The organism is Candidatus Pantoea formicae, assembly GCF_011752625.1.
In the GTDB taxonomy this organism is placed as follows: Bacteria; Pseudomonadota; Gammaproteobacteria; order Enterobacterales; family Enterobacteriaceae; genus Pantoea; species Pantoea formicae.
The window spans coordinates 797,911-823,183 of record NZ_VWXD01000003.1 but is presented as its reverse complement, the minus strand read 5'-3'; the positions used below and the strand labels follow the sequence as shown (position 1 = coordinate 823,183).

The following is a 25,273-nucleotide window of genomic DNA, read 5'->3' as shown; positions in this document are numbered from 1 at the left end:
GCAACTGGAACAATTAGTCGCTCTGCGACGGGATCTGCACGCCCATCCCGAGCTGGGGTATCAGGAAACGCGCACCAGTAACATTGTGGCACAGCTGCTGCAAGAGCATGGGATAGAGGTGCATCGCGGCATGGGTAAAACCGGTGTGGTGGGCGTCCTGAAGTGCGGAACCGGCGCACGCATGATAGGGCTGCGCGCCGACATGGATGCACTGCCCATGCAGGATAACGGCACACAAGCGTGGAAAAGTGTGCATGCTAATGTCTGCCATGCCTGTGGTCACGATGGCCATACGGTGATGCTGCTGGGTGCGGCCATCCAACTGGCTCAGCAGAAGGACTTTGAAGGCACGGTCGTCTTCATTTTCCAACCGGCAGAGGAGGGGCTGGCGGGTGCCAAAGCAATGATCGATGACGGCCTGTTCGAGCAATTCCCCTGTGATGCGGTATTTGCTCTGCACAACTGGCCAGAACTGCCATTAGGTGAGGTGCAGACGCGACCGGGCGCCATCATGGCGGCGGCTGACCGTTTCGATATCACGGTGAAAGGGGGAGGTGGCCATGCCGCACAACCGCACCTGACGCGTGACACGTTGCTGGCGACTAGCGAGCTGGTTGTGCAGCTCAACACCTTGGTGGCGCGTGCGCTTGATCCCTGCGAACCCGGCTTACTGACGGTGACACGCATGCAGGGAGGATTCTCGCACAACATGATCCCAGCCGAGGCCAGCATAACGGGTACGGTGCGTACCTTTAGCCCGGCAGCTCAGGACATTATTGAAAGTCGGCTGCGGGAAATGGCGCAGCATGTCACGGCAGCGCACGGTTTGCAGGCCGAGGTCAGCTATCTGCGCTATTACCCGGCCACGGTCAATAACGTCAAGGCAGCGCAACAGGCCCTCGGAGCGTTGCAAGAGGCGGGAATGTCCGCGCAGCCGGCGAAACAACCGGCGCTAACCTCAGAAGATTTTGCCTTTATGTTGCTGGCCAGGCCGGGGGCTTATGTGTGGATCGGTTCTGCACCTAGCCAACCCTTGCACCATTCAGCTTACGACTTCAACGATGCTTTGATCCCGCACGGTATTCAGGCGTTGACGGCAATGGCCCGTCACGGGCTGCGTGCAGAATTTCCCGGCTGATTGGCCGGAGATTTTGACAGGAAATGCCGCTGCTTTGCTGATTACGGCAGCGTGAGAAACCAACGGGTTGCGATACTTGAGCCAACCGAACGTTACGTGGATGAGGGTTTTTAAAATGCAGAATGTCATGGCGGAGCAGCAAACGTATACCGATAACGGCCTGTTACTGGATACGCGTGAGCAGAATGTGCCACGCGGTGTGGTCACCGCGCATCCGTTGGTGATTGAACGGGCAAAAGGCAGCGAAGTATGGGACGTAGAGGGCAATCGCTATCTTGATTTTGTCGGTGGTATCGGCGTACTCAATGTTGGACATAACCATCCAGCAGTGGTCAATGCCGTCACTCAACAGTTAGGGCTGGTGTCGCACGCCTGTTTCCAGGTGGTGGCCTATCCCGGTTACATCGAGTTAGCCCAACGCCTGAATACCCTAGTGGGCAACGGGGAACCTTATAAAAGCGTGTTCTTCACCAGCGGCGCAGAAGCAGTAGAAAATGCGGTGAAAATTGCCCGTGCACACACCAATCGTAGCGGTATTATCGCCTTTGATGGCGCCTTCCATGGGCGTACGCTGCTGGGCTGCACATTGACCGGCATGAGCCAGCCTTATAAGCAGAACTTCGGACCCTTTGCGTCAGAAGTTTATCGCTTACCTTATCCGAATGCTTTCCACGGTGTGAGTGATGAGGATTGCCTGCAAGCACTGGAACAGCTTTTTGCCGTGCAGATCCTGCCGGAACGCGTCGCCGCGATTATCATCGAGCCGGTTCAGGGTGACGGCGGCTTCTTGCCTGCTGGGGCTAACTTTATGCAGGCACTGCGTCGCATCACCGAAAAACATGGCATTGTGCTGATTCTTGACGAAGTGCAAACCGGTTTTGGTCGTACTGGGACCATGTTCGCCTTCCAGCAACTGGGTATCACTCCAGACCTGGTGACGGTGGCGAAAAGCCTGGGTGGCGGTTTGCCCATTTCAGGTGTGGTGGGTAAAGCCGCGATCATGGATGCGCCGCTGCCGGGTGGTCTTGGTGGTACTTACGGCGGAAACGCACTGGGTTGTGCGGCTGCGCTGGCGGTGCTGGACCTGCTGGAAAACGATAACTTGCTCGCCCGAAGTAATCAGCTGGGTGAACAACTCAATGCACGCCTGCAGCAACTGGCTGAAAAGTATGCCTGTATTGGCGAAGTGCGTGGTGTGGGCTTTATGCAGGCGGTGGAGATCATCGACTTCGAAACCAAACGTCCTGATGCGGCGATGACGCAGAAAATTCTCGACTGTGCCTGCCAGGAAGGGTTGTTGCTGATTAAGTGTGGACTGCATCGCAACGTGGTGCGTTTCCTCGCACCGCTGGTGACCACAGATTCACAACTGGAAGAAGCGTTGCATATCTTTGATATTGCGCTGGCACGCGCCAGTGGTCGTTTAGGATAAACCCCGCTTCCTCATTGATATTTCTGGAATTATTCACTAGACCAAAATAAAACGTGGCGCGCACGCACGCTAGCGCCGCCACGTCAAAGCGTGTTATACCTTTGTCACAACCTGCGCAATTGGTCAACAATGAGGGGTGCTATGAACGGCTTAATGAAATTAGACCGCATCGACATCAACATTTTGGTGCAATTACAAAAAGATGGCCGTATCAGCAACGTCAATCTCGCCGATGCCGTTGGACTTTCGCCTAGCCCCTGCTTGCAACGGGTGAAACGCCTCGAACAAGCCGGTTTTATCACCGGATATGAAGCCCACATCAATCTGACCAAAATCACCGACTCCGTGACGGTCTTCACCGAGGTCACGCTTTCGGGTCATCGCCGCGAAGATTTTATGAAGTTCGAAAATGCGGTACGTGATGTGGATGAGTTGATGGAGTGCCATTTGATTACGGGTGGCTACGACTATTTGCTGCGTTTTATAACCCGCAGCATTGAGCATTACCAGGAAGTGATTGAGAAGATGCTCGATGCACAAATCGGCATCGATAAGTACTTCAGCTATATCGTGATTAAGTCACCGATTATGAAAAGCAGCGTGCCGTTACGTTCGCTGATTGCCAGGCATAATCCCGTGGATTTTGGGGTGTAATTTGTCCCGCACCTCAAACTATAGCGGCGCGATTTATCGCGCGGGTTTCATTCAGCAACTTTAGCGCTGGAAAACACCCAGTAAATTGCGCCGCTACCCATTTTCGTCTGCAAAACCTCACAGCATAAAATTTCTTCCCTGCCCGAAATTCCCTTTATCTTTACTGTTCCAACCATGGCTTTAAGCGCGCCGTGTGCCTGCTCATCCGTACACTTAATTTATCCCTTTACAAGGAGTTGCCATGACCGTCCTGACCATTGCCGACCAACTCTGGCAGCGCGACGACTTCACTATCTCCACCGAACGTCAGCGCCTCGATATGAACTATATCCACCAACAGCTGGTGGAGAAATCTTATTGGGCCAAGGACCAGCCTCGTGCCAAAACCGAACGTGCTTTTGCCGGTTCGCTGCCGTTTGGCGTGTATCACCAACAGCAGCAAATTGGTTTTGCACGGCTGGTGACGGATTACACCCGTTTCGGCTGGCTATGCGATGTGATGATTGACGAGAACTGGCGGGGGCACGGGCTGGGTAGCTGGCTGGCGACCTGCGTGCGTGCGCACCCGGAACTCGCCACCGTGCACCGCTGGATGCTTTCCACCAATGATGCCCATCAGCTGTATCAGCGCCTTGGCTGGCGTGTGGTGCAGGATCCACAAAAACTGATGGAATTTCCACTCTCCTGATAATGGAGTTTTCTCACCATGGGTTACCGCGTTGGCGTTGATATTGGCGGATCGTTTACCGATTTCGCCGTGCTGAATGAACAGACTAATCAGATTCATACCTTAAAAGTGCTGTCGCGGCCGGATCAGCCAGGCAGCGAGATTTTGACGGGATTGGCGCAGTTGCAGCAGCGTGAGGGTATAGAACCCCAGCATATTGACTACTTTACCCATGGCACCACCGTGGGCATCAACGCGGTGATCCAGCAGCGCGGGGTAAGGTTGGCCCTGTTTGCCACCGACGGCTTTTGTGATGTGCTTGAGCTGGCGCGCCTCAAGATCCCACATATCCACGATTTGTTCTCACGGCGTCCCGCTCCTCTCATTTCACGCGACCGGGTATATGCCATCAAAGAGCGTACTGACCGCCATGGCAACGTATTGCAGCCAGTGGATCGTCAGAGCGTGATCACGGCTATCGACATGGCGCGCGCGGCGGGTTGTCAGGGGATTGTGGTGTCGCTCCTGCACAGCTATCGCAATCGCCACAATGAAGCCGCAGTGAAAGCCATTATTGAAGAGGTGGCACCTGAACTTCTCACGTCCTGTTCGGCAGATATCTGGCCGATTATCCGCGAGTACGAGCGCACCATTACTGCCACCATCAATGCCTACGTCCAGCCGATGGTGATTCACTACCTGGAATCGTTTGAACGCGCCTTACAAACCATGGGCGTACAGTCACCACCGCGCATCACGAAATCCAATGGTGGTGTGATGGGGGTAGAACAGGCGAAAAGCGAATGCGTGCAGATGGTGCTGTCGGGAACAGCATCGGGTGTCATTGGTGCCAGCTTCCTCGCCAGTGCCTGCGGGTTCGACAAGATCCTCAGTCTGGATATTGGTGGCACCAGTGCCGATGTGGCGGTGATTGTTGATGGGCAGGTGGCACAAGGCAACGGCGAAATCATCGGTGACTTTCCGATCTACATTCCGTCGGTGGCTGTCACCTCGGTGGGCCAAGGCGGCGGTTCGTTGGCGTGGATCGACAACCAGGGCGTCCTACAAATGGGGCCGGACAGTGCGGGATCCTTGCCTGGACCGGTGTGTTTCCAGCGTGGCGGCACGCAACCCACCGCCACCGATGCCTTTGCCGCCTGTGGCATGATCGGACACGGCGATCTCGGCTACAACGCCGTGAAAGTGGATGTTGCCGCTGCCCGTGCCGCATGGCAGCCACTGGCAGAACGGTTAGGTATTACGGTGGAAGAGACCGCTGAAACCGCCATTGAGCTGGCGATCTCCAGCATGTACGGTGACACCAGTGGATTGCTGTCTCGCTTTGGGCTGGACCCGCGTGAATTTTGGTTCCTGGCCTTTGGCGGTGCCGGTCCAATGATGGGCTGCTTCCTTGCTCGTGAACTGAATATGAAAGGCGTCATCGTGCCACCGACGCCAGGTGTGCTGTCTGCACTGGGCGGTCTGGTGGCGGATATCCGCAACGACTTTATTCGCACACTGTATAGCGATCTTGATGCCATGCTGGCCGACAGTCTGGCGACAGAAGCCGATGCCCTGAGCCAGCGTGCACGCCACTGGTTGAGCGAACAACACGGCGCCCATATGCCATTTACCCTGCACTATAGCGCTGATATGCGCTATCGCGGCCAGTCGTTTGAGATCGAAGTCGCTCTGGAGCCTGAGTGGCTAACACAGGCGAATGTCAGTGCACTGCATGCTGCCTTTGACCGCCAACACCAGCAACTCTTTGGTCACTTTGATGCTGGCGCGCCAGTACAGATCATAAACCTACGTTTGGTGATTGCATCACCTACGCCAAAACCGATGCTTAACACGCTGGCCACTGCCAGTGCGCCCGTTGAGGTGTCGAAACAGGTCAGTGCATGGATAGATGGCGCATCGCATCAGGTTGATGTGGTGCTACGCGCCAGTCTCCTTGCCGGGCACCACCTGTTTGGCCCGGTGATCATTGCGCAAGATGACTGCACCACTTGCGTTCCGCCTGGCATGCAGGTGGACTTAGATAACTTCGGCAACCTGCTGATCACCCCCGTGGAGGCGAACTAACATGGCAATTGACGGACGTAACCTGCAAATTCTGGCTAACTATTGTGCCGCCGCCGCGGATGCCATGGCGTTTACCCTGATGCGCACCGCGCACTCGACGTTTGTGAAAGAGACGGAGGATTTCTCTTGCCAAATTGTCAGCCGTGACGGCATGGCGTTCGCCTCGCCGCGCAGCTTTGGCGCCCCTTGGTACAGCGGCATCGATTACGGCCCGGTACTGGCATTCATCGATAGCTATGAGGAAGGTGATATCTGCATCACCAACGACTCCTACGCGGGTAACGTGGCAACGCACTCGCCGGATATTCATATCTGGAAGCCGGTGTTTCACGCCGGCGAGATCGTATGCTTTGTGGTCGGTCACATTCACAACACCGACGTGGGCGGTGCGGTACCGGCTTCGCTGTCGCGCTCGCTAACCGACATCGTGCAGGAAGGGATACGTATTCCGCCGCTAAAAATTGTGCGTAACGGTGAGCTGAATGAAGAAGTGGCCAGCATTATGCGCCTGAACGTGCGCGTGCCGGATCAAAACTGGGGCGATTTCAAAGCGCAAATTGCGTCGGTGAATGTGGGCGAGCGCAAGATCCATGACATTATTGCGCGCTTTGGTATTGATGATTTCCTGCAGGGCATTGAGGGCATTCTTGATTATGCCGAAGCGCAAGCGCGGAGCATCATCGCCACTATCCCGGATGGGGAGTATTTCTATGCCGACTTTGCCGATGAAGATGGCGAAGGTGGCTTTCCATGCCGCGTAGCGATCACGCTGCGTATCACTGGCGACACGCTGGAACTGGATTACACTGGCAGCGATCCGCAATTAGCGTCATCACTGAACATGCCAACCGGTGGGCGTGAACGGCACCCACTTGCGCTGGTGGGGGTAACCTATGTTCTTTCGACGCTGGACCGCAATCTGCTGCTTAACGCGGGCACGCTGCGACCTACGCGTGCCATCTTGCCTCCAGGCACAGTAATGAACTGTGAAGCCCCAGCTGCGGTGGGTATGCGTTCGTTAACCTGTGCCTTGTCGCAGATTGCCACGATTGGCGTGTTTTCTCAGGCATTACCTGATCGCTTGCCCGCTAACTCACCGGGCGGCAACTCCATCATGAACATTCGCACCAGCGACAGCCAGAATCGCAGCGTGGTGGCATCGCTTGGCCCGGTGGGCGGCGGTGCGGGTGGCACGCCACGACACGATGGTCCTGATGGTTCGGGAGGACTGTCAGCCTTCCTGAAAAATACACCGATTGAGATCAATGAAGCGGAAGTGCCGATTCATTTCCATCGTTACGGTTTAGCGGCCGACAGCGCGGGTGCGGGACGTTATCGTGGTGGTCTAGCCACCGAAATGGCGTTTGAGGTCTTTGCACCCAATACCACGGTGACGGCGCGCAACCGCAACCGTTCAGTGTTCGCTTCAGCGGGAGTATTGGGCGGGGAGTCGGGGGCTTTGTCTCACTTCCGCACGCTACGGGATGGGGTGGCGATCGAGCATGGCAACACTGACGTGATTCGTTGCCAGCCGGGCGATATCGTTGAAGTGCGCGGGCCGGGTGCTGGCGGTTACGGCCTTCCCGTGGAGCGCGATATGGCCGCCGTGCTGCAAGATGTGCGCTGTGGATTTGTTTCCCCGCAGGTCGCCCGTGAGCGTTACGGCGTCGCGATGGTGGACGGTGAGGTTGATCAGGCTGCCACCGCCCGATTGCGGGCAGAGATGCGCACGCGTGCGACACAGCATTTTGATCACGGCCCAGCACGGTCGGCATTTGAGCGGGTGTGGACGCCAGCGCGTTACCAGTTGCTCACGACTTTTCTGGCTGATGCACCGATCAGTTGGCGACACTTCCTCAAGCAGCAGGTGTTTACCGCGGTGGAGGTGGATAGCGAACGTCCCATGGCAGAGATTTTCCAGGCGTTACAGCAGCGTTATCCTGCGATGATGAATCAGTCGCACTAAGCGCTAATCGTGGTTGTGGTGCTTTGCCATAGTTATTGACCTTGCCCGGTGGCGGTTCATCGGGCGCATTTAAGGGGACGTCACTATGGCTTCAGCAAATACACCCGTGTGGTTTATTTCGGGTTGTTCTACCGGCTTCGGTCGTGAACTGGCGCAACAAACCATCGCGCGCGGCTTCAAAACCGTGGTCACGGCACGCGACCCCGCGAAAGTGCAAGATCTGGTGAGCGGACATGATAACGCATTGGCCGTGGCGCTGGATGTCACCGACCAGGGCAGCATTGATCAAGCCGTCAAGGCTGCACTTGAGGCGTTCGGCACCGTCGATGTGCTGGTAAATAATGCGGGTTACGGTTATCAGAGTTCAGTAGAGGAGGGCGATGAAAAAGAGATCCGCGCTCAATTTGATGCCAACGTGTTTGGCTTGTTTGCTTTAACTCGTGCGGTACTGCCTGCGATGCGTAAACAGCGACGTGGACACGTTATCAACATCACTTCAGTGGCCGGTTTTATTGGTTTCGCCAGTTCGGGTTATTACTCCGCCAGCAAACATGCAGTCGAAGGATGGTCTGATTCACTGGCACTCGAGGCCGCGCCATTGGGTATTCATGTCACTTGCGTTGAACCCGGCCCGTTCCGCACTGACTGGGCTGGACGCTCGCTGCACCAGACGCCAAGCACGTTGCCAGAGTATGCCGATACCGCCGCCGCACGCATGAAAGCCACGTCCGAATACAGTGGCACTCAAGCCGGTGATCCGGCACGGGCTGCCACCGCGATGATTGCCATCACCGAACATGACAATCCCCCGCGCCATTTAGTGATGGGAGCATGGGGATATGACGCGGTGACCAACAAGCTAAAAGAGCGCTTAGCGCAGATCGAAGCCTGGAAGCAGACATCCATTGATACCGATTTCCCGTCTTAACCTGTCCCAGGGCGCCATGTCTGGCGCCCTGCCGAGGCGCTTATACCATCTTCTTAATCTCTTCAAAGGGCACTGCCTGGCTGAAGAGATACCCTTGCAGTTGATTGCAGCCTGCATCGGCAAGGGCATTTTTCTGCCCCTCCGTTTCTACACCTTCGGCCGTCACGGTCAACCCCATGGCGTGGCCGAGACGCACTACTGATTCGACAATCGCGGTGGAGTTCTGCGCCACACCGAGTGACTGCGTAAAGGAGCGATCAATTTTGATTTTATCCACCGGGAAGGTGCTCAGGTAATTCAGGCTGGAGTAGCCGGTGCCAAAATCATCCAGAGCGATGCGGAAACCCGCTTCGCGCAATGCGATAATGCTGTTACGCGCTTCGTGTTCATCTTCAATCAGCACGCCTTCAGTGATCTCCAGTTCCATATGGTGCGGATTGGCGCCTTCTTCGCGCACTATCTCGATAATACGCTCCACAAAGCCGCTGGCACGGAACTGCACCGGGGAGACATTCACGGCGACAATGACCTGCGGCAGTTTCAGCGAGGTTTTGCAGGCTTCTCGTAATACCCATTCCCCCAGGGGAATGATCATTCCGGTTTCTTCAGCAATAGCGATAAAATCACCGGGTGAAACCTCCCCGCGCACCGGATGCTGCCAACGTAGCAGGGCTTCCAGCCCCACCACCCGCTGCCCGCTGATTTCCATCAACGGCTGATACCACACGGCTAACCCGGTAAAATTCACCAGCGCCTGACGCAGATCGGTCGCCATCTGTTGCCGGGTGCGCAGGGACTCGTCCATCACTTTCTCAAATTGACGATACTGACCCCGTCCGCTGTTTTTCGCTTCGTACAACGCAATATCGGCTTTACGCATTAATTCCAGGCGATCAATGCCATCTTTCGGTGCCAGTGCAAGACCGACACTCACGCCCACCCAAACTTCACTGCCTTGCAATTCATAAGGCTCACTTAGCACACTGATGATACGCTTTGCCAGTGCTTGCACTTGGCCGATGTTATCCACTTCGGGCATGACTACAATAAACTCATCGCCGCCTATACGGCCCACGGTGTCGCTCAAGCGCAAAATGTGAGTGAGACGGCGTGCGACCTCAATAATTAACTCATCCCCAGCATGATGACCGTAGGTGTCGTTGATATTCTTAAATCGGTCGAGATCCAACAACAGCAGCGCCACACGCTGATCGTGTCGGACAGAGGCGGCCAGCGCTTGCGTTAAGCGATCTTCCACCAAGGCACGATTCGGCAGGCCCGTCAGCACATCATGAAAGGCCAGATGCTGCGCCTGAGCTTCGCTGGCGCCCAGCTTCAACAGTGATTGCGACAAATTAAGCGATGATGTCCAGATTCGACGCACCATAAACAGACAGAGCAACGTAATTAGCACCACGGACAGCAGCGTTGAAGGGCCCAGCATGCGCAGCATCTGCGCACCGGGTTTATCCGGTTGCCAACTCAGATAACCCACAGCATCGCCTTGCTGAGAGTTGAGCTGGTAAAGCGCATCTTTGCCGGGCTGCGGCGCACCGTCGCTAAAATGCAGTTGTTGCAGCTGACTGCGATCCGCCAGATTACGTAAATAGCCGTCATCGAGGAATTTAATGCTTACCAGTCGGTAGCGTCCGGCTTCGGCTGTGCTGCTGATATCCCCCACCGCCAGCGCCGCCGCGCGCTGTCCTATGCGCACAAAATCAGCACGGTCGGACGGGCCTGCCACTTCATCGCTGCTTCTCACCAGTGGACTGTTGGTCATGTCCTGCAAATAGTGACCAATGTTCTCACCAGAGACCCGCTGACCGTTACGCCATACTGCCAGCGGTTGGTTGTCACGATCCAACAGCATGATCAACTGGTGATCGAACATGTCATAGAGCCAGTTACCGACATTTTGATCCAGCCAGTTGAAGTCTGGGGTCGGTGAAGCGAGTTGTTGAGCGAGCGGAGACCAACGCGTCAGGCTGCGCAGTTGGCGTAGATGCTCACTCAGACTCTGCGCAAAGGAGGCTTCGATCATGCGTTGCTGTTGATCGCGTGCCTGTTCATTGCTCAAAGAGGTGCCCCAGAACAGGCCAACGCCCGCTCCGGCAAAGGTTAACGCCAAAATCGCCACCAGCGGCAAAATCACTTCCCGAACAAAATTACGTCTGAATCCATCTGACAGTTTGATTGTATTAATCATTTTAGAGTTCGCGTGACAAGGAGGGCTCATTAATAACGTTAGCAGACTTTACGCAAGCTGCATCCTGTAAGGGAAGGGATAAAGCGGTGAAAATAAGTGATAATTTTTTGAACATTGTCACAAAGGTTACAGTTAAAAATTTTTTATTAAAACAGCAGCCGTTTCGCTTCAATTCTGCTGCCCTAAAGCAAATTCATCCCCGCGTCATTGAGTCGTCACGGCGCTGTCATCTGGCTCGCGCACTGTAGTCGCCATCCCGCAGCCACCTTCGCTGCGTTCCTCAACCTGAAGCGAATGAGGTATTGAGCGTGATGGAGATATCCAGACATCCGACCACTGTGTATCAGGCGGTCGCCGCCCAACTGGAGCAGGCACTGCAAGAGCGCTATCGCTGTGGTGACTATCTGCCTTCCGAACAACAGCTGGCCGATCACTATGAAGTGAACCGTCACACGCTGCGCCGTGCGGTAGATGAGTTGGTCAATAAAGGTTTGCTGCAACGTCGTCATGGTGTGGGCATCCTGGTATTGATGCGTCCCTATGATTACCCACTGCATGCCCAGGCGCGCTTCAGCCAGAACCTGCTGGAGCAGGGCAGCCATCCCACCAGTGAGCGTCTGCTGGCGGTGCTGCGTCCGGCCAGCAGCGATGTGGCCAGCGCCTTGGCCATCAATGAAGGCGACAACGTGATTCATCTGCGCACTCTGCGCCGTGTCAATGGCGTACCGGTGTGTGTGATTAACCACTTTCTGCCTGAATTGAGCTGGTGGCCAACACTGCAGCAGTTTCAGAACGGCTCGCTGCACGACTTTATGCAGCAGCACTTGGGGCTGGATTTAACCCGTTCGCAAACCCGTATCAGCACCCGCCGCGCACAGGCGAAAGAGTGTAAACAGCTGGAGATTGCCCTGCAGTCGCCGCTGCTGTGTGTCCGCACGTTGAATAAACACCGCGACGTTCTGGTAGCGGAATACTCCGTCAGCCTGACGCGTGGCGACATGATTGAACTGACTCTGGAGCATGAATGAAACAGCAAACAGCCCGCCAGCATTGGCTCTCGGTGCTGGCGCACAGTGAAGCCAGCCAGCTCGATGCGCACTGGCAGACGCTGCATCTCAACGCCGATTTTGAGCGTGTCCGTCCAGCCGAAACGGGGTTAACGCGCCTGCAAGCGCGTATGGGGGGCAGCGGTAAACGCTTTGTGATGGGCGATGCCACGGTCACACGCGCGGTGGTGAAACTGCACGACGGCACCCTCGGGTTTAGTTACGTATTAGGCCGTGATAAGGCCCATGCCGAACGCTGCGCATTGATTGATGCGCTGCTGCAACAGCCGGAAACCCACGCGCTGTTGCAAGAAAAATTGATTGCCCCACTGGCAGCACTGCGCGAAGAACAGCGTCAGCTGCGCGCGCGTGAAATCGCCAGTTCTAAAGTTGATTTCTTTACGCTGGTTCGCGGAGATAACTAATGACATTACTGGCCAGTTTTAACCATCCGGTTGCCGATTCACAGCGTGCCTTCCGCCGCATTCTTAAAGCCATGAGCGAGCCGGGTGTGATGGTTTCATTACCTTTGGAGCAGGGGTGGGGCGATCTGTCACCGGCTGCCACTGCAGTATTGCTGACGTTGGTCGATCAGGAGAGTGCGTTGTGGCTGGATAGTCGCGTAGACAGCGAGACCGTGCGTAACAACCTGCGTTTCCATACGGGCGTACCCATTGTTGAAGAGCGCCATGCGCCGTTTGCTTTAACCCATGCTGCTTCGAACCCGGATCCTGCGCTGTTTGCGCCGGGTGACAATATGTCACCGGAAAAAAGCACCACGCTCATCATTGAAGTGCCGGCTTTAAATGGGGGGTTAACCCTGCGCCTTTCCGGTCCTGGCCTGCGTGAATCTCGTGCTATTGCCCCGCAGCTTCCGGAAGCGATTCTGACCTATCTGCGCGAGCGTCCACATCCGTTCCCACTGGGCGTGGATCTGATTTTCACCTGCGGTGAAGCGATGATGGCACTACCTCGCACCACTGACGTGGAGGTGTGCTGATGTACGTTGCGGTTAAAGGGGGCGAAAAGGCGATAGCCAGCGCCCATGAGCTACAGACCGATTTGCGCCGTGGCGACCGTAAGGTGGCTGAACTGGGCTGCGATCAGGTGGCTCAGCAACTCGGATTAGCGGTTGACCGGGTGATGACCGAAGGCGGTATCTACGATCCACAATTAGCGGCCTTGGCGATTAAACAAGCCAGTGGCGACCTGGTCGAAGCCATTTTCCTGCTACGCGCCTATCGCACTACCTTGCCACGTTTGGCCGACAGTCTGGCGCTGGAAACCGATGAGATGCGCCTCGAACGCCGTATCTCGGCGGTGTACAAAGATTTGCCGGGTGGTCAGGTACTTGGTCCCACCTACGATTACAGCCATCGACTGCTCGACTTCACGCTGCTGGCTAACGGTGAAACCCCGTCGGCACCGCGTGACGATCAGGCGCTGCCAGAGCATTGCCCGCATGTGTTCAGCATGATGACCAGAGAGGGCCTGGCAGCGCGCGAAGAGGATGATGGCAGCGAGCCTTGCGATATCACCCGCGAACCACCCGGTTATCCCGCCACGCGCGCGGCACGCCTGCAACAGCTGGTGCGCGGCGACGAAGGTTTCTTGCTGGCGCTCGGCTACTCCACGCAGCGCGGATATGGCCGCAACCACCCGTTTGCTGGCGAAATCCGTACCGGCTATCTCAGCGTTTCGATCTGCCCGGAAGAGCTGGGTTTCGACATCGATATCGGTGAAATCCTGCTGACCGAATGTGAAATGGTTAACGGCTTCACCACGCAAACCGAGGGTGCACCGCACTTCACCCGCGGTTACGGCCTGGTGTTTGGCCGTTCAGAGCGCAAAGCCATGGCGATGGCGCTGGTAGATCGCGCCTTACAAGCCCCGGAGTACAACGAACGTATTGCCGGCCCGGCGCAGGACGAAGAGTTTGTTCTGTCGCATGCCGACAATGTGGAAGCGGCGGGCTTTGTTTCGCATCTGAAACTGCCGCACTACGTCGATTTCCAGGCGGAGCTTGAGTTGCTGAAGCGGCTGCGCGAACAGGTTCAGGAGCAGAAAGATGAGTGAGTTAACCGGCTATAACAACGGCTATCTGGATGAGCAGACCAAACGTACCATTCGGCGCGCGATCCTCAAAGCCGTCGCCATTCCAGGCTATCAGGTGCCGTTTGCCGGACGTGAAATGCCGATGCCTTACGGCTGGGGCACCGGCGGGATCCAGATTACCGCCAGCATCATCGGTGGCAGCGACGTGCTGAAGGTGATTGACCAGGGCGCGGATGACACCACTAACGCCGTATCGATCCGCCGCTTCTTCCAGCGTGTCAGTGGCGCAGCGACGACTGAAGCCACCAAAGACGCCACGCTGATCCAGACGCGTCACCGTATTCCGGAGACGCCGTTGCAGGAAGATCAGGTGCTGATTTTCCAGGTGCCAATCCCAGAGCCACTGCGCTTCATCGAGCCGCGCGAGACTGAAACCCGCACCATGCATGCGCTGGAAGAGTACGGGATCATGCAAGTGAAACTGTATGAAGATATCGCGCGCTACGGCCATATCGCCACCACTTATGCCTATCCAGTGAAGGTCAACGATCGCTACGTGATGGACCCTTCGCCGATTCCGAAATTCGATAACCCGAAAATGCACATGATGCCTGCGCTACAGCTGTTTGGCGCGGGGCGTGAAAAACGCATTTATGCCTTGCCGCCTTATACCAAAGTGGAAAGCCTCGATTTCGACGATCACCCGTTCACCGTACAAAGCTGGGATGAACCCTGTGCCCTGTGCGGTTCGCGCCACAGCTACCTCGATGAGGTGGTAATGGATGATGCCGGTACGCGCATGTTTGTCTGCTCCGATACCGATTTTTGCCACCAGCAGCAGGAACAACAGCATGCACAGTGAACAGCCGCTGCTTGCGGTCAACAACCTGACACATCTATATGCGCCAGGTAAAGGTTTTGAAGACGTGAGCTTTGAACTCTATCCCGGTGAAGTATTGGGCATTGTGGGGGAGTCCGGTTCCGGCAAAACCACCTTGTTGCGCAGCCTGTCAGCACGCTTAGCGCCGCAGCAGGGCAATATTCTTTATCGTGCTCAGGATCTTTATCAACTGAGTGAGAGCGACCGCCGCCGCCTGTTGCGTACCGAGTGGGGCGTAGTGCATCAGCATCCGCTGGATGGTTTGCGCCCGCAGGTCACCGCAGGCGGCAACATTGGTGAGCGCTTGATGGCCGTGGGCCAACGTCATTACGGCGATATCCGTAAAGAGGCGATGCGCTGGTTGCAGGACGTTGAGATCCCCGCCAACCGTATTGACGATTTACCGACCACCTTCTCCGGCGGTATGCAGCAGCGTTTACAGATTGCACGCAACCTGGTGACGCAACCCACGCTGGTGTTTATGGATGAGCCAACCGGCGGGTTGGATGTGTCAGTACAGGCGCGACTGCTGGACCTGCTGCGTACTCTGGTGCGCGAGCTCAATCTGGCGGTGGTGATCGTCACCCACGATCTCGGCGTGGCGCGCTTGTTGGCGCATCGGCTACTGGTGATGAAGCAGGGCAAGGTGGTGGAGAGCGGTCTGACCGACCGGGTGCTGGACGATCCGCACCATCCCTACACGCAACTGCTGGTTTCATCGGTGCTGGCTTAACTTCATCAGGACATCAACATGCAACCTTTATTGCGCGTAGAGAAACTCAGTAAAACCTTCGTGCTGCATAACCAGAGCAGTGCTGAACTGCCGGTGCTGCAGGATGCCAATCTTGAGGTCGCAGCCGGTGAGTGCGTGGTGCTGCACGGTCGTTCCGGCAGCGGAAAATCCACGCTGCTGCGCGCGCTGTACGGCAACTATCAGGCCAATAGCGGCCACATCTGGCTGCAACATCAGGGCGAGTGGATCGACATGGCGCAGGCACCCGCGCGCCAGATATTGGCGATTCGTCGCGAAACTGTCGGCTGGGTCAGTCAGTTCTTGCGAGTGATCCCTCGCGTGCCAACGCTGGAGATTGTCATGCAGCCGCTGCTGGAACGCGGTGTGGACCGGGCTTTTTGCGAGAAGCGTGCCAAAGACCTGCTGACCAGGCTGAATGTGCCTGAACGTTTGTGGTCACTCGCGCCGTCCACGTTCTCGGGCGGTGAACAGCAGCGCGTGAACATTGCACGAGGCTTTATCGCCGATTATCCGGTGCTGCTGCTGGATGAACCCACTGCCTCGCTCGACAGTGCCAACAGCGCAGCGGTGGTGGAATTGATTGAACAGGCGCGCGCCCGTGGTGCCGCTATCGTAGGTATTTTCCATGACGAAGCGGTGCGCGCACGCGTGGCCGATCGCCTGCACGTGATGCAGCCGGTGAAAACAGGAGCAGAAGCATGATCGTCAATAATGTCCGTCTGGTGCTGGAAAATGAGGTGGTGGCCGGTTCGCTGGAGATCCGCGATGGCCGTATTACGAGCTTCAGCGACAGCGCAAGTCAAATACCGGGTGCGCTGGATGGTGAAAATGCTTTCCTGCTGCCGGGACTGGTTGAACTGCACACTGATAACCTGGATAAGTTTTTCACTCCACGTCCTAAAGTCGATTGGCCAGCGCATTCTGCGATGAGCAGCCACGATGCGCTGATGGTCGCCAGCGGTATCACCACCGTGCTGGATGCGATTGGCGTCGGTGATGTGCGTGATGGCGGTCATCGCATTGAGAACCTAAGCAAAATGATCAATGCGATTCAGGACAGTAACCGCAAAGGCATCAACCGTGTCGATCACCATCTTCATCTGCGCTGTGAGTTACCTCACAACACCACGCTGCCGCTGTTTGAAACCTTGATGAGCACGCCGGAGTTGTCACTGGTGTCGCTGATGGACCATTCGCCAGGTCAGCGTCAGTACGCTTCACTGGAGATGTATCGCACCTATTACCAGGGCAAATACTCGTTGAATGATGAGCAGATGGATCAGTTTGAGCGCGAACAACTGGCACTGGCCGCCGAGTTCTCCACGCCGAACCGCAACGCCATTTCCGGCCTGTGCCGTTCGCGCGGCATCCCGATTGCCAGCCACGATGATGCCACAGCGGCACACGTTGCCGAATCTCACGATGTGGGCAGCACCATTGCCGAGTTCCCTACCACGCTTGAGGCGGCACGCGCCTCGCGCGAATGCGGTATGCAGGTGTTGATGGGCGCGCCGAATATCGTACGCGGCGGCTCGCATTCCGGCAACGTGGCAGCCTGGGAGCTGGCCAGCCATGGCCTGCTGGATATTTTGTCATCCGACTACTACCCGGCGAGCCTGCTGGACGCGGTGTTCCGCTTAGTGGCGGATGAGCGCAACAGCTTGACATTGCCACAAGCCGCCGCGCTGGTGACACGCAATCCGGCTCGCGCCATTGGCTTGCACGATCGCGGAGTGATTGGTGAAGGCATGCGAGCCGATCTGGTGCTGGCGCATACCGAACATGGGCATCCGCACATTCGCCACGTCTGGTCGCAGGGCAGGCTGGTGTTCTGATGGCGCGCCTGATCTGGCTAACCGGGCCTTCGGGCTCGGGTAAAGACAGTTTGCTTAACGCGCTACGTGAAGCCCCCCCTGAGCAGTTGGTGATTGCACATCGTTACATTACGCGCCCGGCCGATGCCGGGGGCGAAAATCATGTGGCGCTGAGCGAAGCCGAGTTTCGGCGGCGAGAAACATTGGGGTTGTTTGCCATTAGTTGGCAGGCGCACGGCCTGTATTACGGGCTGGGAGAAGAGATCGACCACTGGCTGGCGCGCGGTTTAAACGTGCTGGTTAACGGTTCACGTCTGCATCTGCCGATCGTGCAGCAGCATTATGGTGCGCAGCTCCTGCCGCTGGTGCTGCAGGTTTCGCCGCAGGTGTTAGAGACGCGATTGCGTCAGCGTGGACGTGAAAGTGAAGCAGAGATTAGCAAACGGCTGGCACGTGCAGCAGAACCGTTGCCTGCACACTGTTATCCGCTCAATAACGATGGCGCACTGAGCGACACGCTCGACAAGCTGCGTCAACTGCTGGAGCATCCGCCATGAAACTCACTTTTCTCGGAACCGGCGGCGTGCAGTCTGCGCCGTTGTTCGGCTGTGATTGTCACGCCTGTGAACGCGCCCGCCTTGAACCGCGACGCGCCCGTGCTGCCACCAGTGCGCTAATCGACACCGGCAGCGAACGTATTTTGCTGGATGCCGGTCGCCACGATCTGCATCAACGCTTTCAACCCGGTGAGCTGAGCCGTATTTTACTGACCCATTTTCATATGGATCACGTGGCAGGACTCTTTAGCCTGCGTTGGGGAATCGGTGAACCGATCCCGGTGTGGGCACCGCCGGATGAGAAGGGCTGTGATGACCTGTTAAAGCACCCCGGCCTGCTCGATTTCCGTCCCGCTCTAACGCCTTTTGTGCCGCACAGCTTCGGCGCGCTGCAGGTCACGCCCTTGCCGTTACAGCACTCAAAACTGACCTACGGCTATCTGTTTGACTGGTACGGCACGCGGTGTGCCTGGCTGTGTGATACCTGCGGATTGCCGCCGGAAACTGCAGAATTTCTTGAGGGTCAGCCCTTGGACCAGTTGGTGATTGACTGCAATGACCCTCCGCGAGAAAGCGTGCGCAATCATAATGATGTGACGCGCGCATTGCAGATTATTGAACGGCTGGCACCGCGCCAGGCTTGGCTTATTCACCTCAGCCATGAGATGGACAGCTGGCTACTCAATAATCGCTTACCAGACAATGTGCTGGCAGCGGTCGATGGTCAGAGCATTAGAGTCGGTTCTGTTCACGCTGTCACCGTTTAATCACTTTATTGTCATCAAGTCTTCATCGGATTTGCCCGTAATAACGGGCAATCAAGACCTCAGAGAGATGGAGTGCATCATGGCACAGGCATTACTGAAGACCGTCATCGACAATCCTTACGTTCCACACGCCGGCCAGGGTAACAAGGTGCTGTCAGTACAGGGACTGTGTAAGGCGTACGGCGAAAACCGCGTACTGGATAACGTCAGCTTCGATCTGCATGCGGGCGAGCTGGTGGCCGTGATTGGTCGCTCTGGCGCAGGCAAATCGACACTGTTACACATGCTCAACGGCACCATCAGTGCTTCACAGGGCGCGATTCTTAGTAATCGTTCGGGTGAAGCGGATCGTGATGTGGTGACGCTAAACAGCCGTCAAATGCGTGAATGGCGCAGCGAATGCGGCATGATTTTCCAGGATTTCTGCCTGGTGCCACGTCTGGATGTATTGACCAACGTGCTGCTGGGGCGCTTGAGCCAGACCTCAACCCTGAAATCCTTCTTCAAAGTGTTCTCCGAAGCGGACCGTGCGCGAGCGATTGAACTGCTGCAGTGGATGAATATGCTGCCGCAGGCGCTGCAGCGTGCGGAGAATCTGTCAGGTGGACAGATGCAACGCGTGGCGATTTGCCGTGCGTTGATGCAGAACCCGCGCATCCTGTTGGCTGATGAGCCAGTGGCTTCGCTCGACCCGAAAAATACCAAACGCATTATGGATGTGCTGCGCCAGGTGAGTGAGCAGGGCATCAGCGTGATGGTGAACCTGCACTCGATTGAATTGGTTAAGCAGTACTGCACCCGTGTTATCGGCATTCAGCGCGGCAAAGTGCTGTTTGACGGACATCCTTCTCAGTTGACCGATGGCTTGCTGCATGAGCTGTACGGCGACGAAATTAACCAGCTCCACTAACTTCCACGGCAAGAGAAAAAACACGAATGAAACTGACCTCTTTAGCTTTATTGACTGTTGCAATGACTTTTGGCGTTAACGCAGCGGATGCACCAAAAGAATTAAACCTCGGGATTTTGGGTGGACAGAACGCCACTCAGCAGATTGGCGATAACCAGTGCGTGAAAGATTTCTTCGACAAAGAACTGAATGTCGATACCAAAATGCGTAACTCGTCTGACTACTCAGGCGTGATTCAGGGCCTGCTGGGTAACAAAATTGATATGGTGCTGAGCATGTCTCCAGCATCTTACGCTTCGGTGTATCTGCAGAACCCGAAAGCGGTAGACGTGGTCGGCATTGTGGTCGATGACAAAGACGGTTCACAGGGTTATCACTCTGTGGTGATCGTCAAAGCGGACAGCCCGTACAAAAAACTGGAAGACCTGAAAGGCAAATCTTTCGGTATGGCCGATCCGGATTCAACCTCTGGTTTCCTGATGCCTAACCAGGCGTTCAAGAAAGAGTTCGGTGGCACGGTTGACGACAAGTACAACAACACCTTCTCCAGTGTCACCTTCTCTGGCGGTCACGAGCAGGACATCCTGGGCGTGCTGAATGGTCAGTTCGAAGGCGCAGTGACTTGGACTTCAATGATCGGTGATTACGACAAGGGTTATACCTCTGGCGCCTTTGGCCGCATGATGCGTATGGACCAGCCTGACCTGATGAAGAAGATTCGCATCATTTGGCAGTCTCCTCTGATCCCGAACGGTCCAATCCTGGTCAGCAACAACTTGCCCGCTGACTTCAAACAGAAGTTGGTGGCTGCTATCAAGAAGTTGGATAAAGAAGACCACAGCTGCTTTGTTAAAGCGGTGGGTGGTGCCCAGCACATCGGCCCAGCAACCGTTGCCGATTATCAGAACATCATTGATATGAAGCGTGATCTGATGAAAGGTGCGCGCGGTTAATTTAGCGGGGTGCGGTTATCGGCAGCGGTGCGCATGAATGCGCACCCTACGTGATAACGCCTGTGTAGGGTCGCCATTTATGGCGACCTTGCCAAATAATCGCACCCGTCTGATGACGCCATTTATGGCGACCTGATTCAGCACTGCATCACCCTCCAAAACAGGACATCCCCCTTGACCGATTTCGAACACTACTACCAACGCATCCGTCGCCAGCAAAAGCGCGACACCGTGCTCTGGTCGCTGCTGTTGGTGGCGCTCTATCTCGCTGCGGGCAAGATGGCGGAATTCAATCTGCTAACCGTCTGGCAATCGCTGCCACACTTTTTTGATTACATTGGCGAAACCGTGCCTGTGCTGCATTGGTCGGTGTTGTTCGCTGATGGTAAAACCGAAGGCTCCCTGGCTTATTGGGGCTATCGTCTGCACTTTCAGCTACCGCTGATCTGGGAAACTCTGCAGCTGGCGCTGTCTTCGACCATCGTTGCGGTGATGATTGCCGGTGTGTTGGCGTTTTTTGCTGCCGACAATACCCAAACGCCGCGCAGCGTTCGCATCGCGATCCGTTCGTTTGTCGCTTTCCTGCGCACTATGCCAGAACTGGCGTGGGCAGTGATGTTTGTGATGGCCTTTGGCATTGGTGCCATTCCCGGCTTCCTCGCACTGGCGCTGCATACCGTGGGAAGCCTGACCAAACTGTTCTATGAATCAATTGAGAGTGCTTCGGATAAACCGGTGCGTGGTCTGGCCGCTTGTGGGGCCACTAAATTGCAACGTATGCGCTTTGCTTTCTGGCCACAGGTCAAACCGACATTTCTCTCCTACAGCTTTATGCGTCTTGAGGTGAATTTCCGCTCTTCCACCATTTTAGGTTTGGTGGGCGCGGGAGGGATCGGCCAGGAGCTGATGACCAATATCAAACTGGATCGCTATGATCAGGTGAGCATCACCCTGCTGTTGATCATTGTGGTGGTGTCGCTGCTGGATACGGTATCAGGCTGGTTGCGTCGTCGTGTAGTGGAAGGGGAAATCAAATGATCGCTTTAGCACCGGATGTCGCGAAACTGAAGCAGGAACATCCTGCCTTGTTCGCCGCACAAAACCGTTATCTGCGCCGGGTAGCGGGAGTTGCACTTGCCATTGCACTCTATTACCTGTTCTTCTTTGAGTTCTTTGGCATTGAGTGGAGTCGAGTCATTATCGGTTGCGAGCAACTTGGGCGTTACTTCCTGCGCATGTTCGTTTGGCAAGACTTTATGAACTGGCCATTTGGCTATTATTTCTCGCAGATTGGCATAACGCTGGCGATTGTGTTTGCCGGGACATTGACCGCATCGCTGATCGCGTTGCCAGTGTCATTCCTTGCAGCGCGTAACGTGATGCACGATCCCATTGCCCGTCCGATCTCCTTAGTGGTGCGCCGTTTGCTCGACATCCTGCGCGGTGTCGATATGGCCATCTGGGGGCTGATCTTTGTCCGTGCTGTCGGCATGGGGCCGTTGGCAGGTGTGCTGGCGATTGTGGTACAGGACGTGGGTTTACTCGGCAAACTCTATGCGGAAGGGCATGAAGCGGTGGAACGTTCACCAAGCCGTGGTTTAGGTGCGGTGGGGGCAAATAGTCTGCAGAAACATCGCTTTGGCATCTTTACCCAATCCTTCCCGACTTTCCTGGCGTTGAGCCTGTACCAGATTGAATCCAATACCCGTTCTGCGGCGGTGCTCGGTTTCGTCGGCGCAGGTGGCGTCGGCCTGGTTTACGCCGAAAACATGCGTTTGTGGAACTGGGACGTCGTGATGTTCCTCACCATTATTCTGGTAGGGGTCGTGATGATCATGGATGTTATCTCTAGCAAACTGCGTAAGCGTTATATCACGGGGAAACCGTTGCCGCTGTGGCAGCCTGCCGTGCGCGACTGAGACGCTCACTGCGTTGCCAGGCCCGCTCCAGCGCCTGCGCCAACTGCACCTGCTGCCAAGGCTTGGCCAAACGTTCGCACAACGGCAACGTTACCTGACTCTGGCGCAAATCCTGACCGCTAATTAACAGCGTGGCCAACCCCGGCCACTGCTGTTGCGCCTGACGAATCACATCTGCGCCATTCAGCGCGCCGGGTAACATCAAATCACTGATCAACAGCTCAATGTCAGGGGTTTGACGCAGCAGCGTCAGGGCCGATTCGCCATCGCTGCACTCTAAGGTAAGATAACCGAGTTGATGCAGATGCTCACACAACGTCTGTCGTACTGCGGGCTCATCATCCAGCACTAAAATCAGTCGGTCTCTACTGGCGGCAGGGATAAAGGTGGGCAGTGGCGGAGCAGATTGTGTCACTTCCGGCGCGCGCGGCAGTAACAGCCGCACGGTTGTGCCTTGCCCGGGGGCGGTTTCTACCTCAATCTGCCCGCCTGATTGCCGCACAAAGCCATAAACCATCGACAAGCCCAGCCCACTGCCGCTGCCGGTGTCTTTGGTGGTGAAAAACGGCTCAAAGATTTGCTCACGTACCTCGGACGACATACCACAGCCGTGATCGATCACTTCAATCGCCACACGATCGCGTTTTCCTTCCTCTTCCTGGGGGCGTTGATTCCAGATACGCAGGCGGATTTCACCGCTCTGCTTTTCCATCGCGTCACGCGCGTTGACCACCAGGTTCATTAGCGTGTTTTCTAACTGCCCGGCATCGATCCACGCGGGCCAGCCCGGACGCTGTGCGTCGACAATCAACTGCTGACCGGGCAGCAAGGAATGCTGGAGCAGTGAATGCAGATTATCTACCAGCTCGACAACTGCCACGGATCGCGGGTAGAGCGCCTGTTTGCGCGAGAAGGCCAGTAAACGTTGTGTCAACTGCGCCGCGCGATCGGCTGCCTGACGTGCGCGTTCTACTCGGCTGGCCAGGGTGCCAGGCGGCAGTTGATCGACGGTGAGCGCCAGGCTACCGATAATCACCGCGAGAAGATTATTAAAGTCATGCGCGATGCCACCGGTCAATTGGCCTACAGCTTTCATTTTCTGGCTATGCAGTAGCGCCTCTTCCAGGGCTTTGCGCGTGGTGCGCTCTAGTACCGTGTTCACCATACCGCGCCTGGGCACTGGGCTGAAACGCAGTTCCAGCGTACGGCCATCCGGCAGACGCACCTCTTGCGCGTCATGCAAACCATTCAACTGCACATCCATGCGCTCCAGCAGATGTTGATAGTGCAGACCGCGATGTAATTCACGCGGTGCGATACCCAGCAGCTCGGCGTATTGTGCGTTCCACACCACCAGCTGGCCGCTGTTATCGAACAGCGCGAAACCATCGCGCATCGCGAGGAAGGTTGACTCCAGCTGATTGCTCTTCTCCTTCAACAGCCGCGAGGTGTGCGCCAGCGAGGCGGTGTTGCGTGCAAACACGTTAAACGCGCGCGCTAAATCGCCCAACTCGTCCCGTCTGGCTAATCCCGGCACATTAACGCTTTTCTCACCCTGAGCCAGTCGCGTCATGGCTTGGGCAATGGCGGTGAGGCTGGAACCCAGGTTGCGGTAGATGTAGTAACCGGCGTATCCGGTGATTAGCAGGGCCAGCAGCATAAACAGCCCGATAAAACCGATGATCGAGTCGAGCTCCTGATGGGTAACATTACTGCGCGCATCACTCTGCTGTGCGACCAGTTGCACATAGTGGGTAATGTCACCATTAAGCATCGCGACCAATGCTTTGATGCGATAGGTGGCGTAGGCAATGGCAATATCACTCTGCTCCAGTTGTTCTGCCACGGGTTGCAGGCTGCGAGTGGTGCTGACCAGCCGGTCTCGCTGCATCGCCAGTGCATCCTGTAATGGCAACGCCGACCAAATGGGCAGGACTTGCTGTAGCTGCTGTTCGGCGGCTTGTGGGACGCTGGATTGAATCGCCACCTTTAACAGGGCATCAGTTTGTTGGCGTAGGGGTAAAAAAGAGGCATCGGCGGCCAGGGTATTAATACGATTGAGCAGCAGCTGCGCTTGCCACAGGCCGCTCAACATCACGTTGCGTTGCAAGTGACGCTGATGTCCAAACCGCAACAGCTGGTTAATGCTTTGTTCCAGCATCTGACTGCGCTCACGAATGCGTGCCAGCAGCGCCGGCTGTTGCGCAGCTAACGGCGCATTGGCGAGCAGCGCCAGGGATTGCTGTAGCGCTTGTTGCGTTTGCTGCAAGCGCGCGGATTCACTTTGGTATTCCAATGCGCCGACCACTTGCGCTAGACGCACTGCTGCGGTGGCGACGTTGGCGGTATCACGAGCCAGTGCCAGGCTGCCGTTCATATCCGCCAGCGTTTGGGCTTGCGCCTGTTCCTGAATGTGACCGGCGTGGCGAAATCCAAAAATAGCCACCAGGCTCACCGCGAGCGTGACACTTACCACCAACAGATTGAACAGCAGCAGGCGACCCCGTGCGCCAGCATGCCATTGCAGACTCTGACTCAT

The 25,273-nt window shown here is 56.2% G+C and carries 23 protein-coding genes; 21 read left to right on the top strand and 2 right to left on the bottom strand.

What is annotated here, in order from left to right:
- Positions 1-4: 4 nt before the first annotated feature.
- The 7 genes from F3J38_RS12545 to F3J38_RS12515 all read left to right on the top strand — a co-directional run bounded on the left by F3J38_RS12545 (position 5) and on the right by F3J38_RS12515 (position 8,873).
- Complete coding sequence (locus F3J38_RS12545) at positions 5-1,138, top strand: M20 aminoacylase family protein (RefSeq protein WP_205298247.1); 1,134 nt, start codon at positions 5-7, stop codon at positions 1,136-1,138.
- A 115-nt stretch (positions 1,139-1,253) separates the two neighbouring features.
- Positions 1,254-2,570 (top strand): 4-aminobutyrate--2-oxoglutarate transaminase, encoded by a 1,317-nt coding sequence (gene gabT / locus F3J38_RS12540; protein ID WP_167138800.1) that lies wholly within the window; start codon positions 1,254-1,256, stop codon positions 2,568-2,570.
- Positions 2,571-2,711: 141 nt separating this feature from the next.
- A complete protein-coding gene (locus F3J38_RS12535) occupies positions 2,712-3,224 on the top strand; it encodes an Lrp/AsnC family transcriptional regulator (RefSeq protein ID WP_167138798.1) in 513 nt (170 codons plus the stop codon).
- Positions 3,225-3,465: 241 nt separating this feature from the next.
- Positions 3,466-3,912: a GNAT family N-acetyltransferase gene (locus tag F3J38_RS12530; protein WP_167138796.1), complete on the top strand. Its 447-nt coding sequence runs from the start codon at positions 3,466-3,468 to the stop codon at positions 3,910-3,912.
- Between the two features lie 18 nt (positions 3,913-3,930).
- Positions 3,931-5,979, top strand: a complete 2,049-nt coding sequence (locus tag F3J38_RS12525; RefSeq protein WP_167138794.1) for a hydantoinase/oxoprolinase family protein — start codon at positions 3,931-3,933, stop codon at positions 5,977-5,979.
- Between the two features lies 1 nt (position 5,980).
- A complete protein-coding gene (locus tag F3J38_RS12520; protein WP_167138792.1) occupies positions 5,981-7,945 on the top strand; it encodes a hydantoinase B/oxoprolinase family protein in 1,965 nt (654 codons plus the stop codon).
- Between the two features lie 85 nt (positions 7,946-8,030).
- Positions 8,031-8,873, top strand: a complete 843-nt coding sequence (locus F3J38_RS12515) for an oxidoreductase (protein ID WP_167138790.1) — start codon at positions 8,031-8,033, stop codon at positions 8,871-8,873.
- A gap of 40 nt (positions 8,874-8,913) precedes the next feature.
- On the opposite strand, the gene F3J38_RS12510 is transcribed toward F3J38_RS12515, so the two are convergent.
- A complete protein-coding gene (locus F3J38_RS12510) occupies positions 8,914-11,079 on the bottom strand; it encodes a putative bifunctional diguanylate cyclase/phosphodiesterase (protein WP_167138788.1) in 2,166 nt (721 codons plus the stop codon).
- A gap of 311 nt (positions 11,080-11,390) precedes the next feature.
- Between F3J38_RS12510 and phnF the strand changes: the two genes are divergently transcribed.
- The 14 genes from phnF to phnE (F3J38_RS12440) all read left to right on the top strand — a co-directional run bounded on the left by phnF (position 11,391) and on the right by phnE (F3J38_RS12440) (position 22,734).
- Positions 11,391-12,107, top strand: a complete 717-nt coding sequence (gene phnF / locus F3J38_RS12505) for a phosphonate metabolism transcriptional regulator PhnF (protein ID WP_167138890.1) — start codon at positions 11,391-11,393, stop codon at positions 12,105-12,107.
- Positions 12,104-12,550, top strand: coding sequence for a phosphonate C-P lyase system protein PhnG (gene phnG, locus F3J38_RS12500; RefSeq protein ID WP_167138786.1), 447 nt, complete (start codon positions 12,104-12,106; stop codon positions 12,548-12,550). The genes phnF and phnG overlap by 4 nt, the downstream gene beginning before the upstream one ends.
- Positions 12,550-13,125, top strand: a complete 576-nt coding sequence (phnH, locus tag F3J38_RS12495; RefSeq protein WP_167138784.1) for a phosphonate C-P lyase system protein PhnH — start codon at positions 12,550-12,552, stop codon at positions 13,123-13,125. The genes phnG and phnH overlap by 1 nt, the downstream gene beginning before the upstream one ends.
- The gene (locus F3J38_RS12490; protein WP_167138782.1) at positions 13,125-14,201 is read left to right on the top strand and encodes a carbon-phosphorus lyase complex subunit; all 1,077 of its coding nucleotides are present in this window, start codon (positions 13,125-13,127) and stop codon (positions 14,199-14,201) included. Before phnH ends, F3J38_RS12490 begins: the two co-directional genes overlap by 1 nt.
- The gene (locus F3J38_RS12485) at positions 14,194-15,042 is read left to right on the top strand and encodes an alpha-D-ribose 1-methylphosphonate 5-phosphate C-P-lyase PhnJ (RefSeq protein WP_167138780.1); all 849 of its coding nucleotides are present in this window, start codon (positions 14,194-14,196) and stop codon (positions 15,040-15,042) included. The genes F3J38_RS12490 and F3J38_RS12485 overlap by 8 nt, the downstream gene beginning before the upstream one ends.
- Entirely contained in the window at positions 15,032-15,793 is a 762-nt protein-coding gene (gene phnK, locus F3J38_RS12480; protein WP_038646247.1) for a phosphonate C-P lyase system protein PhnK, read from the top strand. The genes F3J38_RS12485 and phnK overlap by 11 nt, the downstream gene beginning before the upstream one ends.
- Before the next feature lie 18 nt (positions 15,794-15,811).
- Positions 15,812-16,516: a phosphonate C-P lyase system protein PhnL gene (phnL, locus tag F3J38_RS12475; RefSeq protein WP_167138777.1), complete on the top strand. Its 705-nt coding sequence runs from the start codon at positions 15,812-15,814 to the stop codon at positions 16,514-16,516.
- Positions 16,513-17,649 (top strand): alpha-D-ribose 1-methylphosphonate 5-triphosphate diphosphatase, encoded by a 1,137-nt coding sequence (gene phnM / locus F3J38_RS12470; protein ID WP_167138775.1) that lies wholly within the window; start codon positions 16,513-16,515, stop codon positions 17,647-17,649. The genes phnL and phnM overlap by 4 nt, the downstream gene beginning before the upstream one ends.
- Positions 17,649-18,185 (top strand): ribose 1,5-bisphosphokinase, encoded by a 537-nt coding sequence (phnN, locus tag F3J38_RS12465; RefSeq protein WP_167138773.1) that lies wholly within the window; start codon positions 17,649-17,651, stop codon positions 18,183-18,185. Before phnM ends, phnN begins: the two co-directional genes overlap by 1 nt.
- A complete protein-coding gene (gene phnP, locus F3J38_RS12460) occupies positions 18,182-18,952 on the top strand; it encodes a phosphonate metabolism protein PhnP (RefSeq protein ID WP_167138771.1) in 771 nt (256 codons plus the stop codon). Before phnN ends, phnP begins: the two co-directional genes overlap by 4 nt.
- Positions 18,953-19,031: 79 nt before the next feature.
- Entirely contained in the window at positions 19,032-19,862 is an 831-nt protein-coding gene (gene phnC, locus F3J38_RS12455) for a phosphonate ABC transporter ATP-binding protein (RefSeq protein WP_167138769.1), read from the top strand.
- Between the two features lie 26 nt (positions 19,863-19,888).
- Positions 19,889-20,815: a phosphonate ABC transporter substrate-binding protein gene (gene phnD / locus F3J38_RS12450; RefSeq protein ID WP_167138767.1), complete on the top strand. Its 927-nt coding sequence runs from the start codon at positions 19,889-19,891 to the stop codon at positions 20,813-20,815.
- Positions 20,816-20,989: 174 nt separating this feature from the next.
- Positions 20,990-21,853, top strand: coding sequence for a phosphonate ABC transporter, permease protein PhnE (phnE, locus tag F3J38_RS12445; protein WP_167138765.1), 864 nt, complete (start codon positions 20,990-20,992; stop codon positions 21,851-21,853).
- A complete protein-coding gene (gene phnE, locus F3J38_RS12440) occupies positions 21,850-22,734 on the top strand; it encodes a phosphonate ABC transporter, permease protein PhnE (protein WP_167138763.1) in 885 nt (294 codons plus the stop codon). Before phnE (F3J38_RS12445) ends, phnE (F3J38_RS12440) begins: the two co-directional genes overlap by 4 nt.
- Here the strand turns inward: phnE (F3J38_RS12440) and F3J38_RS12435 are convergent.
- Complete coding sequence (locus F3J38_RS12435) at positions 22,688-25,273, bottom strand: ATP-binding protein (RefSeq protein WP_167138761.1); 2,586 nt, start codon at positions 25,271-25,273, stop codon at positions 22,688-22,690. The genes phnE (F3J38_RS12440) and F3J38_RS12435 overlap by 47 nt on opposite strands.

Bases quoted from the DNA above. Each gene is read 5' to 3' on its own strand.
- gabT (WP_167138800.1), top strand. From the start codon at position 1,254: ATGCAGAATGTCATGGCGGAGCAGCAAACGTATACCGATAACGGCCTG.
- F3J38_RS12535 (WP_167138798.1), top strand. From the start codon at position 2,712: ATGAACGGCTTAATGAAATTAGACCGCATCGACATCAACATTTTGGTG.
- F3J38_RS12530 (WP_167138796.1), top strand. From the start codon at position 3,466: ATGACCGTCCTGACCATTGCCGACCAACTCTGGCAGCGCGACGACTTC.
- F3J38_RS12525 (WP_167138794.1), top strand. From the start codon at position 3,931: ATGGGTTACCGCGTTGGCGTTGATATTGGCGGATCGTTTACCGATTTC.
- F3J38_RS12520 (WP_167138792.1), top strand. From the start codon at position 5,981: ATGGCAATTGACGGACGTAACCTGCAAATTCTGGCTAACTATTGTGCC.
- F3J38_RS12515 (WP_167138790.1), top strand. From the start codon at position 8,031: ATGGCTTCAGCAAATACACCCGTGTGGTTTATTTCGGGTTGTTCTACC.
- F3J38_RS12510 (WP_167138788.1), bottom strand. From the start codon at position 11,079: ATGATTAATACAATCAAACTGTCAGATGGATTCAGACGTAATTTTGTT.
- phnF (WP_167138890.1), top strand. From the start codon at position 11,391: ATGGAGATATCCAGACATCCGACCACTGTGTATCAGGCGGTCGCCGCC.
- phnG (WP_167138786.1), top strand. From the start codon at position 12,104: ATGAAACAGCAAACAGCCCGCCAGCATTGGCTCTCGGTGCTGGCGCAC.
- phnH (WP_167138784.1), top strand. From the start codon at position 12,550: ATGACATTACTGGCCAGTTTTAACCATCCGGTTGCCGATTCACAGCGT.
- F3J38_RS12490 (WP_167138782.1), top strand. From the start codon at position 13,125: ATGTACGTTGCGGTTAAAGGGGGCGAAAAGGCGATAGCCAGCGCCCAT.
- F3J38_RS12485 (WP_167138780.1), top strand. From the start codon at position 14,194: ATGAGTGAGTTAACCGGCTATAACAACGGCTATCTGGATGAGCAGACC.
- phnK (WP_038646247.1), top strand. From the start codon at position 15,032: ATGCACAGTGAACAGCCGCTGCTTGCGGTCAACAACCTGACACATCTA.
- phnL (WP_167138777.1), top strand. From the start codon at position 15,812: ATGCAACCTTTATTGCGCGTAGAGAAACTCAGTAAAACCTTCGTGCTG.
- phnM (WP_167138775.1), top strand. From the start codon at position 16,513: ATGATCGTCAATAATGTCCGTCTGGTGCTGGAAAATGAGGTGGTGGCC.
- phnN (WP_167138773.1), top strand. From the start codon at position 17,649: ATGGCGCGCCTGATCTGGCTAACCGGGCCTTCGGGCTCGGGTAAAGAC.
- phnP (WP_167138771.1), top strand. From the start codon at position 18,182: ATGAAACTCACTTTTCTCGGAACCGGCGGCGTGCAGTCTGCGCCGTTG.
- phnC (WP_167138769.1), top strand. From the start codon at position 19,032: ATGGCACAGGCATTACTGAAGACCGTCATCGACAATCCTTACGTTCCA.
- phnD (WP_167138767.1), top strand. From the start codon at position 19,889: ATGAAACTGACCTCTTTAGCTTTATTGACTGTTGCAATGACTTTTGGC.
- phnE (WP_167138763.1), top strand. From the start codon at position 21,850: ATGATCGCTTTAGCACCGGATGTCGCGAAACTGAAGCAGGAACATCCT.
- F3J38_RS12435 (WP_167138761.1), bottom strand. From the start codon at position 25,273: ATGAGTCAGAGTCTGCAATGGCATGCTGGCGCACGGGGTCGCCTGCTG.